We start from the raw sequence: 13,329 nt of genomic DNA on the forward strand, positions 1-13,329 counted from the left end.
CCCGTCCCAGGTTGTGCAGAACCGTTTGTCCACAGGCTGAAGGTGCCAGTAGCCAAATTGGCACGGCGACCGAACAATCGGTAGGTGAGGCGCACCACATTCCCGCGCGCCGCCCATGCCCCGCTCCCTGAGGAGGTGCACGCGTTGAAGAAGAGCAGCACGACGGTCCAGGAGCCCCCGGGTGCCGTCGTCCACCGGTCCACCCCGCCCCCGCCGTGGCAGCCCCGTACGGACCCCGCCCCGTTGCTCCCCGACCGCGAGCCGTACCGCGTACTGGGTACGGAAGCCGCGGCGGACGCCGACCCCGAGCTGCTGCTGCGGCTCTACGCGGAGCTGGTCCGCGGCCGTCGGTTCAACGCGCAGGCCACCGCCCTCACCAAGCAGGGCCGGCTGGCCGTCTACCCGTCGAGCACCGGCCAGGAGGCCTGCGAGGTCGCCGCGGCCCTGGTGCTCCAGGAGCAGGACTGGCTCTTCCCCAGCTACCGCGACACCCTCGCCGTCGTGGCGCGCGGTCTGGACCCCGTCCAGGCCCTCACCCTGCTGCGAGGCGACTGGCACACGGGATACGACCCGCGCGAGCACCGCATCGCGCCGCTCTCCACACCGCTGGCCACGCAGCTGCCGCACGCCGTCGGGCTGGCGCACGCCGCGCGTCTCAAGGGTGACGACGTGGTCGCGCTCGCCCTGGTCGGCGACGGCGGCACCAGCGAGGGCGACTTCCACGAGGCGCTGAACTTCGCCGCCGTATGGCAGGCGCCCGTCGTCTTCCTCGTGCAGAACAACGGCTTCGCCATCTCCGTCCCGCTCGCCAAGCAGACAGCGGCGCCGTCGCTGGCGCACAAGGCCGTCGGTTACGGGATGCCGGGACGGCTGGTCGACGGCAACGACGCGCCGGCGGTGCACTCGGTGCTCGCCGAGGCCGTGCGGCGGGCCAGGAGCGGCGGCGGCCCGACGCTCATCGAGGCGGTGACCTACCGCATCGAGGCCCACACCAACGCCGACGACGCGACGCGCTACCGCGGCGACGCCGAGGTGGAGGCGTGGCGCGCCCACGACCCGGTCCGGCTGCTGGAGCACGAGCTGACGGAGCGCGGGATGCTCGACCAGGACGGGATCAGGAAGGCCGCCGACGACGCCGACGCGATGGCCGCGCGGCTGCGCGACCGGATGAACGCGGAGCCGGAGCTGGACCCCATGGACCTCTTCGCGCACGTCTACGCGGAGCAGACCTCGCAACTGCGCGAGCAGGCGGCCCAGTTGCGGGCCGAGCTGGACGCGTCGCAGGAGCCGGCCGATTCGGTCGACGGCGTATCGGGACAGGGTGAGACGCGATGACCACCGTGGCCTCCAGGGCAGCCGGGACCGCCAAGGCGGCGAAGCCGGCCACCATGGCGCAGGCGTTGCAGCGCGCGATGCGGGACGCGATGGCCGAGGACCCGTCCGTGCACATCCTCGGTGAGGACGTCGGCGCGCTCGGCGGGGTCTTCCGGGTCACCGACGGACTCGCCGCCGAGTTCGGCGAGGACCGGTGCACGGACACACCGCTGGCCGAGGCCGGGATCCTGGGCACGGCGGTCGGCATGGCGATGTACGGGCTGCGGCCCGTCGTGGAGATGCAGTTCGACGCCTTCGCCTATCCGGCGTTCGAGCAGCTGACCAGCCATGTCGCCAAGATGCGCAACCGCACGCGCGGCGCGCTGCCCCTGCCGATCACCATCCGGGTGCCGTACGGCGGCGGGATCGGCGGTGTCGAGCACCACAGCGACTCCTCCGAGGCGTACTACATGGCGACGCCGGGCCTGCATGTCGTCACCCCCGCGACGGTGGACGACGCGTACGGGCTGCTCCGGGCCGCCATCGCCTCCGACGACCCGGTGGTCTTCCTGGAGCCCAAGCGGCTGTACTGGTCGAAGGCGCAGTGGTCACCCGAGGCGCCGGCCACGGTGGAGCCGATCGGCTGCGCCGTCGTGCGGCGTACGGGACTGAGCGCCACTCTGGTCACCTACGGCCCCTCACTGACCGTGTGTCTGGAGGCGGCGGAGGCGGCGCGCGCGGAAGGCTGGGACCTGGAAGTGGTCGACCTGCGCTCACTGGTGCCCTTCGACGACGAGACGGTCGTCGCCTCCGTAAGGCGCACGGGCCGCGCGGTGGTCGTCCACGAGTCCAACGGCTTCGGCGGGCCCGGCGGGGAGATCGCCGCCCGGATCAGCGAGCGGTGCTTCCACCATCTGGAGGCGCCGGTGCTGCGGGTCGCCGGATTCGACATCCCGTATCCGCCGCCGATGCTGGAACAGCACCATCTGCCGGGTGTGGACCGGGTCCTCGACGCGGTCGCGCGGCTTCAGTGGGAGGCGGACAGCTGATGGCCCAGGTGCTCGAATTCAAACTGCCGGATCTCGGCGAGGGACTGACCGAGGCGGAGATCGTCCGCTGGCTGGTGGCGGTCGGTGACGTCGTCGCGATCGACCAGCCCGTCGTCGAGGTCGAGACGGCCAAGGCGATGGTGGAGGTGCCGTGCCCCTACGGGGGCGTGGTCACCGCGCGGTACGGCGAGGAGGGCACGGAACTGCCGGTCGGCGCACCGCTGTTGACGGTCGCCGTCGGAGCGTCGGAGCCGCAGTCGCAGCCGGAGCGGGAACCGGCCCCGGTCGCCGAGGGCGGATCGGACGGGACGTCGGGCAACGTGCTGGTCGGTTACGGCACGGGTGCGCCGGCGGCCCGGCGGCGCCGGGTCCGCCCCGCGACGGCCGTGGTCGCGCCGGTGGTGCCGGTCGTGCCGGTGGTGCCCACCGCGCCGGTCGCGCCTGCCGTGCCCACCGGGCCCGTGCCGGTCATCTCGCCCCTCGTGCGGAGGCTGGCCCGGCAGAACGGGCTCGACCTCCGGGCGCTGGCCGGCTCCGGACACGACGGGCTGATCCTGCGGTGCGACGTCGAGCGGGCCATCGAGCGGAGAGAACAGGTCGCGGAGGCACCGCCCGCACCCACGCCCACGAGCGCGCCGGCCCCGTCCGGGGCGGTCACCGAGCGCGTACCGCTGCGCGGTGTGCGAGGCGCGGTCGCCGACAAGCTCAGCCGCAGCCGGCGCGAGATCCCGGAGGCCACCTGCTGGGTCGACGCGGACGCGACGGAGCTGCTGGCGGCCAGGACCGCCGCGAACGCGGCGGGTGGCCCGAAGATCTCGCTCATCGCGCTGCTGGCGCGGATCTGCACGGCGGCGCTCCAACGATTCCCGGAGCTCAACTCCACGGTGGACATGGAGGCCAGGGAGATCGTCCGCCTGCGCGACGTCCATCTCGGGTTCGCCGCCCAGACCGAGCGCGGGCTGGTCGTCCCCGTCGTACGGGACGCGCAGGACCGCTCGGCGGAGTCGCTGAGCGCGGAGTTCGCCCGGCTGACCGAGGCGGGCCGGTCGGGGACGCTGACCCCCGGCGATCTGACCGGCGGGACGTTCACGCTGAACAACTACGGCGTGTTCGGCGTCGACGGCTCCACGCCGATCATCAACCACCCGGAGGCCGCGATGCTGGGCATCGGCCGCATCGTCGCGAAGCCGTGGGTGCACGAGGGCGAGCTGGCCGTACGCAAGGTCGTCCAGCTCTCGCTCACGTTCGACCACCGGGTGTGCGACGGCGGCACGGCGGGCGGCTTCCTCCGGTACGTGGCGGACTGCGTGGAACAACCGGCGGTGCTGCTGCGCACGTTGTAGGCGCGGCGGGGGAGCCGCGTCATGTGCCGCGCCGCGGGCCGGTGGTGCCCCGGCAGGGCGTACCTCTCGGGTCTTGCCGGGCTCGCGTGCCCCGTGCCCCCGTGCTGCGCTCTGCCGCGTGCCGGGGAGCCACGGCGTACCACCGTGACAGCAGCCGTCGCGCGCCGGGCGCTCCCCGATCCGGCCCCGTCGACAACCCGTCCCGAGGGAAGTCGGCGGCACGCCCGCGATGAGGTTCGGAGTCTCCGCCAGAAGCCGTCCCGCGCGTGCCCCGCGCGCGTTCGCGTCGGCGGGCTCGCCCCCTCGGTGGAGAGTGCGCTGTGCCGGGCATGACGCGGCTCCCGGCCGCCCCACAGCCCCCTCAACACCCCTTCAACATCACGGTCGTACATCGCATACGTTCTGACGCGCGATCGCGGACCATACTTCACTCATGACCATGAGCGCCCATGACGCCATCGTGCTCGCCGGAGGTGCCGCCAAGCGGCTCGGCGGGGTGGACAAGCCCGCCGTCAGCGTCGGCGGGCGGGCTCTGCTCGACCGGGTGCTCGGTGCGTGCGGTGGTGCCGGGCGGACCGTGGTCGTGGGGGGCCGACGGGCCACCGTGCGGCCCGTGCACTGGGCGCGTGAGGAGCCGCCCGGCGGCGGGCCGGTCGCCGCGCTCGACGCGGGGGTGCGGCACGTCCAGGCGGACACCGTGCTCGTGCTGTCGGCGGATCTGCCGTTCCTGACGCGGGAGACGACGCGCCGGCTGCTGGACGTACTGGCGGCGGACCCCGAGCGGGAGGGCGCGCTGCTCACCGACCCGGACGGCCGGGACCAGCCGTTGGTCGCGGCGTACCGTACGGAACCGCTGCGCCGCGAGATCGCCCTCCTCGCCACCGAGTACGGCAGCCTCGCCGGGCTGCCGCTACGGCTGCTGACGCATGAACTCGACCTCGCCCGCGTCGCTGCGGACGCCGACCCGCTCGCGTCCTTCGACTGCGACACCTGGGAAGACATCTCCACAGCGCGGGCACGCATCAGGGAGCATGGGACCGTGCTGGACGAATGGATCACCGCAGTCAAGGACGAACTCGGCTACGAGCTCGACGTCGACATCACCGTCCTCCTCGACCTCGCCCGCGACGCCGCGCACGGTGTCGCCCGCCCCGCCGCGCCGCTGACGACCTTCCTGGTCGGGTACGCGGCCGGCCGGGCGGCGGCCGGGGGCGGCGGTCCCGAGGCGGTGGCAGAGGCGTCCCGCAAGGCCACGGCGCTCGCGCTGCGCTGGGCCGACGAGGCGGCCGGGGAAGACGGCAAGGCCAAGGGGGCCGAAGCCGGATGACGGCTCAGGACCGCGAGGTCGACGGCTCCGACGGGGTCGATGAGGTCCTGGCGCTGTTCGCCAGGCAGCCCGCAGCCGCAGCCACAGCCGCAGCCGAAACCGAAGCGACAGCCCCGGCCGCAGCCCAAGCCGCAGCCGCAGCCGGTGCGGGGCGTCGCCGCGCCTCGGCGTGGGCCGAGGCCCGTACCGTCGCCGCCCGCGCCGGTCGCCCCGCCCGCTCCGGCCACGACACCACCACCGCCCACGCCCGCCGGGTCCCGCTCCAGCAGGCCCTGGGGCATGTCCTGGCCGAGCCCCTGGCCGCGCTCACCGATCTGCCGTCGTTCGACACCTCCGCCATGGACGGCTGGGCGGTGTCCGGACCCGGCCCCTGGTCCGCGGAGCCGGAGCAGCCCGCCCAGGGCGCGGGCATACTCGCCGGCCACGCCGCCACCACCCCGCTCCCCGACGGCACCGCGGTACGCATCGCCACCGGCGCCCGCGTCCCGCCCGACACCACCGCCGTGATCCGCAGCGAGCACGCCCGCACGGACACCACCGGCCATCTCCACGCCGAACGCCGGGTGGTCCAGGGCCAGGACATCCGTCCACGTGGCCAGGAGTGCCGATCCGGCGACCAACTCCTGCCCGCCGGGGCCCTGGTGACCCCGGCCGTGCTCGGCCTGGCAGCCGCCGCGGGCTACGACGAGCTGCTCACCGCCCGCCGCCCGACCGTCGATGTCCTGGTCCTCGGCGACGAACTGCTCGTCAATGGACTGCCCCACGACGGTCTGATCCGCGACGCGCTCGGCCCGATGATCGCGCCCTGGCTGCGCGCGCTCGGCGCGGATGTCATCGACAGCCGCCGGGTCGCCGACGACGAACAGGCGCTCTACCGGGCGGTCACCGAGTCCGACGCCGATCTGGTCCTCACCACGGGCGGTACGGCCGCCGGCCCCGTCGACCACGTCCACCCCGTACTCGCCCGCGCGGGCGCCGAACTGCTCGTGGACGGCGTCGCCGTACGCCCCGGCCACCCCATGCTGCTGGCCCGGCTCGCCGCCGGCCGCCATCTGGTGGGCCTGCCGGGCAATCCGCTCGCCGCCGTCTCCGGGCTGCTGACGCTCGCCGAGCCGCTGCTGCGGACGCTCGCGGGCCGGGCGAGCCGGCCCGCGTACCACGCGCCCGTACGGGACGAGGTGCACGGCCACCCGCACGACACCCGGCTCGTGCCCTTCGTCCATCACGACGACCGGCTCGTGCCCCTGCGCTACAACGGCCCCGCCATGCTGCGCGGGATCGCCGTGGCGGACGGGCTGGCGGTCGTACCGCCCGGTGGCGCGCGGCCCGGGGACGAGCTGGAAGTACTCGACCTGCCGTGGGCCGCCGACGCTGCCTGGGCCGACACCACCGCCTCCATCGATGACGGGTGTTTCACGTGAAACTTCCCGGCCACGACGCGATGGCGCGTCATGCCGACGAACATCTGGTCACCGGCCGGGTGAAGCTGCCCCGCCGGATCGTCGACCGGCCGTTGCGGCAGGTCAGCAAGCGACTGCTGATGGCGCTGGGGGTGCTGGCCACCACGGTCTTCATCGTCTGGATCGACCGCACCGGCTACCACGACAACGCCGACGACTCGGTCGATTTCCTCGACTCCGTCTACTACGCCACCGTCACGCTCTCCACGACGGGTTACGGCGATATCGTCCCGTACAGCGACGCGGCCCGGCTCATCAATGTCGTGCTGGTCACGCCGCTGCGCGTGCTCTTCCTGATCATCCTGGTCGGCACCACTCTTGAGGTCCTCACGGAGCGCACCCGGGAGGAGTGGCGGCTGAACCGCTGGAGGTCCAACTTGCGTGACCACACTGTCATTGTCGGCTTCGGTACCAAGGGCCGGTCGGCGATGCAGACGCTCTGTGCCACCGGGCTCAAGAAGGACCAGATCGTCATCGTCGACCCGAGCGCGAAGGTGATCGAGGCGGCCAACGCGGACGGGTTCGTGGGCGTCATCGGCGACGCGACCCGCAGCGATGTGCTGCTACGGGCCGAACTCCAGCGGGCACGGCAGATCGTCATCGCCACCCAGCGCGACGACACGGCCGTGCTGGTCGCGCTGACCGCGCGCCAGCTCAACCGCGGGGCGAAGATCGTCGCCGCCGTGCGTGAGGAGGAGAACGCGCCGCTGCTGCGCCAGTCCGGCGCGGACGCCGTGATCACCAGCGCCAGCGCGGCGGGCCGGCTGCTCGGGCTCTCGGTGCTCAGCCCCGTCGCGGGCACGGTGATGGAGGACCTGATCCAGCAGGGCAGCGGCCTCGATCTCATCGAACGGCCGGTGATAAAGGCCGAGGTGGGGCGGAGCGTACGGGAGACGGACGACCTGGTGGTCAGCGTCCTGCGCGGACACCGGCTGCTGGGGTACGACGACCCCGCCGCCAGCCCGCTCCAGCTCACCGACCGCCTGATCACGATCGTGCGGGCGGACCCGCCCAACCCCGAGCAGGCCAAGGCCGATTGACCGTACGGCCGATTTGCACAGCACACGATTCCCACGCCCCCGGGTCCGTTCATACCGGCCCGGGGGCGTTCGTACGGGCCCGGGAGGGCGTTCGTACGGGCCCGGGACCGGTAGCGCGGACACGACCGGGGGTAGCCTCCCGACCATGTATGCGATCACGATTCCGGAACCCGGTGGCCCCGAGGCGCTCGTCTGGGACGAAGTGCCCGATCCCGTACCCGCCGAGGGCGAAGTCCTCGTCGACGTCGTGGCGAGCGCGGTCAACCGCGCCGATCTGCTGCAACGCCAGGGTTTCTACAACCCGCCGCCCGGCTCGTCCCCGTACCCCGGTCTGGAGTGTGCGGGCCGGATCGTCGCGCTCGGACCCGGTACCGAGGGCTCGGGGTGGTCGGTCGGCGACGAGGTGTGCGCACTGCTCTCGGGCGGTGGTTACGCGGAGAAGGTCGCCGTTCCCGTGGGCCAGTTGCTCCCCGTACCGGAGGGCGTGGACCTGGTCACGGCCGCCGGGCTGCCCGAAGTGACCTGCACCGTCTGGTCGAACGTCTTCATGATCGCCCATCTCCGCCCCGGCGAGACGCTGTTGGCGCACGGCGGCGCGAGCGGTATCGGCACGATGGCGATCCAGCTCGCCAAGTCGGTGGGCGCGCGTGTCGCCGTCACCGCGGGCGGGCCCGAAAAGCTGGCGCGCTGCGCCGAGTTGGGCGCGGACATCCTGATCGACTACCGCGAACAGGATTTCGTCGAGGAGCTGAAGAAGGCCACGGACGGGGCGGGCGCGGACGTCATCCTCGACATCGTCGGCGCGAAGTATCTCGACCGCAATGTGAAGGCCCTGGCCGTCAACGGACGGCTCGCCGTGATCGGTATGCAGGGCGGCGTGAAGGGCGAGCTGAACCTGGGCGCGCTCCTCGTCAAGCGTGCCGCGATCACGGCGACCTCGCTGCGGGGGCGCCCGCTCGGCGAGAAGGCGTCGATCGTCGCCGCCGTACGGGAGCATGTCTGGCCGCTGATCGGTGCCGGGCAGGTGCGGCCGATCGTGGACCGTACGTTCCCGATGTCGGACGCCGCGCAGGCGCACCACGCGCTGGACGCGGGCGACCACATCGGCAAGATCCTGCTGACGCGCCCGTAGATACGCCCGTAGGTACGCGAGTAGGTACGCCCGTAGATAGGCCCGTCGATACGCACCGGTCGGTCTTCGTGGGCCCGCGAAGACCGACCGGATCGCCAGTCCCTGCGGTTCACGGCCAGGGCCGAGAGCAAGGAAAAGCCGCCGCTTGCGGCGGCGGCGACTATTCCTGTGCCGGTTCTGAGCAGTGTGCGACGGCTTCAGAGGTACGGGCCCGACCTGATCGCGCCGTGGCCGCCCGGGTCCTCGCCGTCCTCGTCGTCCTGCGGCGACGCACCGGGCGGCAGCGCCCTGCGCATCTGCTCCAACTGCGCCCGCGCCGCCATCTGCTGGGCGAACAGCGCCGTCTGGATCCCGTGGAAGAGGCCCTCCAGCCAGCCCACCAACTGGGCCTGCGCGATGCGCAGTTCGGCCTCCGAGGGAATGGCCTCGTCGGTGAACGGAAGCGAGAGGCGCTCCAGCTCGTCGACGAGTTCGGGGGCGAGGCCGTCCTCAAGCTCCTTCACCGAACCGGCGTGGATCTCCTTGAGCCGTACCCTGCTCGCCTCGTCCAGAGGAGCCGCCCGCACTTCTTCGAGCAGCTGCTTGATCATGCTGCCGATGCGCATGACCTTCGCCGGCTGTTCGACCATCTCCGTCACCGGGATCTCGCGCGGCTCGTCGTCCCCGTGTCCGCCGCCGAGCGCCATCCCGTCCTGTCCCACCACGAGAACGTGGGGGTTGCTCTCCTGCGACCGTTCGTTCCTCGGCATTTCCATATGTTCATTGTCGCGCACCCGGGTGTCGGCGCGCGGTGGGGCCTGTGGCGGAGCGAATCGCTCTGCCACAGGCCCCCACAGGCCCTCACCGGCCCTCACCGGCTCCGACGCGCCGGGGCCCGGTGTCAGATCGCCGCGCGGCGAGCCAGTGCGCCCCGGGAGCGGGTGACCAGCGCGGCCAGTACCGCCGCGCCGAGCGGGACCACGACGAGCAGCATGCCCAGCGTCTCCCACGGGATGACGACCGGCACGAACGGTGCCGTGGCCTCCTGCATGCCGCCCCAGCCCTCGTCCAGCGCCTGCGCGTACATCTGCTCCTCCGCGCGCCGTTCGGTGAAGCGCAGCCCGATCGCGGGCAGAATCCCCGACGCCGAGCCGAGTACGACACCCATCGCGGCCACCACCCCGCACTGGAAACCGCTCAGTGCCTTGCGGACCCTCGGCGGGGCTCCGACAGCGGCGAGGGTCTTGAGGTCGGGTTCCGCGTCCGCCTGGGCGAGGCCCGTGGCGATACCGGCGGCGCCGATGGTCACAAGACCCGCGAAGACGGCGAGCGCCAGCAGCGTGCTGTCGTTCTCGGGGGTGAAGCCCTTCTCGATGGTCAGCGGGGAATCACTGCCGGTCTTGGCCAGTTCGCTGTTGAGCCGCTGCTCCTGGGCGTCGCTCGGCAGCCGCTCGGTCGAGAAGAAGGAACCGTACGGGACGGTCGTGAAGCCCGCCTTCTCGGCCGCCTTCGGAGGCACGATCATCGTGACGCCGTAGGCGTTTTGGCTGCCGCCGTACTGGTGGGCCGGGATGGACTTGACGGCGCCCGGCGGCTCCTCGCCCTTCATGTCGGCCGCGTCCGCCTCTTCGATGTCGGCCGCCTCGATGAGACGGACGGTGATCGTGCCGTTCGCACCGTCCTTGGGAGCGGGCACGCTCTTGGCGGTCACCGCCCCGCCGCGCGCGCCGCCCTGGTCGGCGGCCTGCCCGGTGTCCTGACCGGCACCCTTGCCGCTGCCGTCGGGGACGATGTTCTGCTTGAGGAAGGACACGGCCCGCCCGTTCGCCAGCGCCTCGCGCGCGTCCGGATCGTCGATCTTCAGCACCTTCAGCAGCCGGTCGTCGCCGATCAGGATCTCGCCGCCGGAGTTGCCGATGCCGTACTCGTCGTGGACGCAGCGCCAGTCCTTGGCGAGCTTGCGGCGCTCGGCCTTGGAGTACTTCTCCGCCGGGTCCTCGCCGGAGGCGTCGTACGCCCACAGGGGGCACTCGTACGCCTTGGGCCGGACGATCTCGTACCGTCCGCAGTCCTCGCCGCCGCCGTAGGCGGAGCAGTTCTTCTTGCCGACCACGACCCGGTCCACATCGGCCCGTACGTCCGTCGGAAGCAGCTTCTGCGTGTTGTCCCGCATCGACGGGACGTCCACGGCGGAGTCCGGGGACAGGATCGCGACCGCCCCGTACGGGAGCAGCGGCTCGTACCGGGCCTCGGACTGGGCGTCCGAGCTGGCCGTGTACGTCGCCACCGCCACCGTGCCCGCGACCGCCGCCAGCACCGCCGCCACCGCGGGAGCCGTACGCCCCCTGTTCCGCACGGCGTCCCGCAGGGCGAGGCGCGGCGAGAGCGGCAGCCAGCGGCCGATCCGGCCGAAGAGGCCCACGAGGGTGGGTGTCAGCGCCACCACACCCAGTTCGGCGAGCGCGCTGCCGCCGCCGACGATCATGGACTGGTCGGAGACCGTCGAGCCGTACAGCGCGGTGCCCGCGCCGAGCACGACGGCGCTCAGGCCCAGGATCGGCAGCACCCGGTTGGCCTTCCGGACCCCGCGCCGGCCGGTGAGCGAGGCGACGACGGTCTGCCGCGACGCGGTCACGGCGGGCACGATCGCGGCCAGCAGGCCGGTGACCACCGCGAGCAGCGCGATGCCCAGCAGTTCCAGCGGCCGGATGTCGAAGCCGCCGAAGCGCTTGCCGAGCACGTCTTCGAGGACGGGCCGGAGCGCGAAGGTCAGGCCCATGCCCAGGGCCGTGCCGACCACGGCGGCCACCGCGCCGATCACCAGTCCGCCGCTGAGGACGATGGCCCTGATGTGGTGCCGGTCGCCGCCGTTGGCGCCGACCAGACCGAGCTGGCGGCGGGAGCGGCGGGCGCCGACGGCGAAGGCGGGGCCCGCCAGCAGGCAGATCTCCAGCATCACGAGGCCGACGACGGTGCTCAGGATGGCCAGCTGGGTGGCGTTGTTGCCGGAGCTGTTGTCCCGCGCCCACTCCTCCTTCTGGTACAGCAGCACGTCCGAGTCCGGCGGCGGGCTGAGCGCGACCGCGCGGGAGGTGACCGTGGCGCCCTTGGTGTTGACCTCCTTGACCATGTTCCACGTGAAACCGGCGTCGCCGGGGACGGTGGTCAGATAGGTGTCGCTCGCGTCCGTGCCGGGCAGCTCCGCTGCCGCCAGTGCCTTGTCGAGCGGGGCGAGCAGGGCGCCGGGAAGGGCGTTGACCTGGGCTTCCTTCAGCTCGTTCGGCAGTTCGTACGCGCCGACGATCCGGTACGTGGTGTCGAGACCGCGCGCGGTGAGCTTCGAGCCGACCCGCAGACCGCTGCTCTCCAGGAACGCGTTGGTCGCGGCGACCTCACCGGGCTTGCCGGGGAACCGGCCGCGGTCGAGGACCATGATGCCCTCGGCCATCGGGTCCGCCGCCTTCAGCTCGCGTACGGAGGTGTTGCGCAGGCCGTGCGCGGTCTTGAGCTTGGCCATGCCGACGGTGTCGACGAGGGACTTCGTGCCGGCCGGGAGGGCCGCCTCGATGTCCGTCTTCCCCTCGGGCCACGGCTCGTTGTCGTAGTTCTTGACCGGCTGGTAGTTGTCGCCCTTGGGGTTCTGCATGATCGCGGCGCCGCCGAGGCCGGGGTCGTTGACGCGGGCGTCCGCCTTCCCCAGCTCGCGGTCCATCTGCTGGGCGGTGGACAGTTCCGAGCTGCGCTGCGTCAGATCGGCGGCGCTCACACCGACGATCGGCAGGGCGAGCATGGCGAGGACGAGGAAGCTGCGTCCCTTGAAGCGCCAGGCGTCACGGCGGGCTATGCGGATCGCGGCGCGCCAGGAGTGGTACCAGTTCCTCACCGTTCGGCCGCCTGGCCCGTGAGGAGCGACTCGGCGTCGCTGCGGATGGTCTGGTCGACGACGGCGCCGTCCCGGAGGAAGACGACCCGGTCGGCCCAGGCCGCGAAGCGCGGCTCGTGCGTGACCAGGACACCGGCCGCGCCCGCGTCGCAGCGGCTGCGCAGCAGGGCGAGGACGGACTCGCCGGTCTCGGAGTCGAGGGCGCCGGTGGGCTCGTCGGCGAGGACGAGGCGGCGGTCGCCGACGAGCGCGCGGGCGATGGCCACGCGCTGCTGCTGGCCGCCGGACATCTCGTCCGGAAAGCGGTCGGCGAGCTGTTCGAGGTCCATCTCGCGCAGCGCGGCGACGGCCTCGCCGCGGGCCTTGCGGGCGGATGTGCCGTCCAGCTCGCGGGGGAGGGCGACGTTCTCGGCGGCGGTGAGGGCCGGGATGAGGTTGTAGTCCTGGAAGACGTAACCGATGCTGCGGCGGCGCAGCGCGGCTATCTCCTTGCGGCCCGCGGTGGTGAGGTCGGTGTTCTCGACGATCACCTGGCCGGACGTGGGGGTGTCGAGCCCGCCGGCGATGGTGAGCAGCGTGGACTTGCCCGAGCCGGACGGGCCCATGACGGCGACGAGTTCGCCGGGGAACACGTCGAGGTTGATCCCGCGCAGGGCGTGGACCTCGGTGGCGCCACTGCCGTGGACGCGGGTCAGGTCCTTGAGCTGGAGCACAGGATGCGATGCCTGGTCAGGCATGGGTGGATCCCCCTTGAGAATGGATCTGGTACGTGGGGTCTGTGGTGCGGATTTGGTTCGTCGGT

At 72.5% G+C, this 13,329-nt stretch carries 10 protein-coding genes; 7 read left to right on the forward strand and 3 right to left on the reverse strand.

What is annotated here, in order from left to right; translation table 11 throughout:
- The first annotated feature begins 144 nt into the window (after nt 1–144).
- The 7 genes from pdhA (at nt 145) to ACFYNU_RS22100 (ending at nt 8,665) form a co-directional block, all read left to right on the forward strand.
- Nucleotides 145–1,335: a pyruvate dehydrogenase (acetyl-transferring) E1 component subunit alpha gene (pdhA, locus tag ACFYNU_RS22070; protein ID WP_388767091.1), complete on the forward strand. Its 1,191-nt coding sequence runs from the start codon at nt 145–147 to the stop codon at nt 1,333–1,335.
- Nucleotides 1,332–2,363, forward strand: coding sequence for an alpha-ketoacid dehydrogenase subunit beta (locus ACFYNU_RS22075; protein WP_356591168.1), 1,032 nt, complete (start codon nt 1,332–1,334; stop codon nt 2,361–2,363). Before pdhA ends, ACFYNU_RS22075 begins: the two co-directional genes overlap by 4 nt.
- Entirely contained in the window at nt 2,363–3,706 is a 1,344-nt protein-coding gene (locus ACFYNU_RS22080) for a dihydrolipoamide acetyltransferase family protein (RefSeq protein ID WP_356591166.1), read from the forward strand. Before ACFYNU_RS22075 ends, ACFYNU_RS22080 begins: the two co-directional genes overlap by 1 nt.
- A gap of 439 nt (nt 3,707–4,145) precedes the next feature.
- Nucleotides 4,146–5,033, forward strand: a complete 888-nt coding sequence (locus ACFYNU_RS22085) for an NTP transferase domain-containing protein (protein ID WP_356591164.1) — start codon at nt 4,146–4,148, stop codon at nt 5,031–5,033.
- The gene (locus ACFYNU_RS22090; protein WP_356591162.1) at nt 5,030–6,454 is read left to right on the forward strand and encodes a molybdopterin molybdotransferase MoeA; all 1,425 of its coding nucleotides are present in this window, start codon (nt 5,030–5,032) and stop codon (nt 6,452–6,454) included. Before ACFYNU_RS22085 ends, ACFYNU_RS22090 begins: the two co-directional genes overlap by 4 nt.
- Before the next feature lie 20 nt (nt 6,455–6,474).
- Nucleotides 6,475–7,533, forward strand: coding sequence for a potassium channel family protein (locus ACFYNU_RS22095; protein WP_356591267.1), 1,059 nt, complete (start codon nt 6,475–6,477; stop codon nt 7,531–7,533).
- Nucleotides 7,534–7,678: 145 nt separating this feature from the next.
- Nucleotides 7,679–8,665, forward strand: a complete 987-nt coding sequence (locus ACFYNU_RS22100) for an NAD(P)H-quinone oxidoreductase (protein WP_356591160.1) — start codon at nt 7,679–7,681, stop codon at nt 8,663–8,665.
- Between the two features lie 197 nt (nt 8,666–8,862).
- Here ACFYNU_RS22100 and ACFYNU_RS22105 read toward each other — a convergent pair whose 3' ends face one another.
- The 3 genes from ACFYNU_RS22105 to ACFYNU_RS22115 form a co-directional block, all read right to left on the reverse strand.
- Nucleotides 8,863–9,420, reverse strand: a complete 558-nt coding sequence (locus tag ACFYNU_RS22105; RefSeq protein WP_356591158.1) for a bacterial proteasome activator family protein — start codon at nt 9,418–9,420, stop codon at nt 8,863–8,865.
- Nucleotides 9,421–9,545: 125 nt separating this feature from the next.
- Entirely contained in the window at nt 9,546–12,527 is a 2,982-nt protein-coding gene (locus tag ACFYNU_RS22110) for an ABC transporter permease (protein WP_356591156.1), read from the reverse strand.
- Nucleotides 12,524–13,264: an ABC transporter ATP-binding protein gene (locus ACFYNU_RS22115; protein WP_356591154.1), complete on the reverse strand. Its 741-nt coding sequence runs from the start codon at nt 13,262–13,264 to the stop codon at nt 12,524–12,526. The genes ACFYNU_RS22110 and ACFYNU_RS22115 overlap by 4 nt, the downstream gene beginning before the upstream one ends.
- Nucleotides 13,265–13,329: the final 65 nt, after the last annotated feature.

This window comes from Streptomyces sp. NPDC006643 (assembly GCF_042870175.1).
Classification (GTDB): domain Bacteria; phylum Actinomycetota; class Actinomycetes; order Streptomycetales; family Streptomycetaceae; genus Streptomyces.

Excerpts from the sequence above, each read along its gene's own strand:
- ACFYNU_RS22100 (WP_356591160.1), top strand. The coding sequence starts at position 7,679 with ATGTATGCGATCACGATTCCGGAACCCGGTGGCCCCGAGGCGCTCGTC.
- ACFYNU_RS22095 (WP_356591267.1), top strand. The coding sequence starts at position 6,475 with ATGGCGCGTCATGCCGACGAACATCTGGTCACCGGCCGGGTGAAGCTG.
- ACFYNU_RS22080 (WP_356591166.1), top strand. The coding sequence starts at position 2,363 with ATGGCCCAGGTGCTCGAATTCAAACTGCCGGATCTCGGCGAGGGACTG.
- ACFYNU_RS22085 (WP_356591164.1), top strand. The coding sequence starts at position 4,146 with ATGAGCGCCCATGACGCCATCGTGCTCGCCGGAGGTGCCGCCAAGCGG.
- ACFYNU_RS22105 (WP_356591158.1), bottom strand. The coding sequence starts at position 9,420 with ATGGAAATGCCGAGGAACGAACGGTCGCAGGAGAGCAACCCCCACGTT.
- ACFYNU_RS22115 (WP_356591154.1), bottom strand. The coding sequence starts at position 13,264 with ATGCCTGACCAGGCATCGCATCCTGTGCTCCAGCTCAAGGACCTGACC.
- ACFYNU_RS22090 (WP_356591162.1), top strand. The coding sequence starts at position 5,030 with ATGACGGCTCAGGACCGCGAGGTCGACGGCTCCGACGGGGTCGATGAG.
- ACFYNU_RS22075 (WP_356591168.1), top strand. The coding sequence starts at position 1,332 with ATGACCACCGTGGCCTCCAGGGCAGCCGGGACCGCCAAGGCGGCGAAG.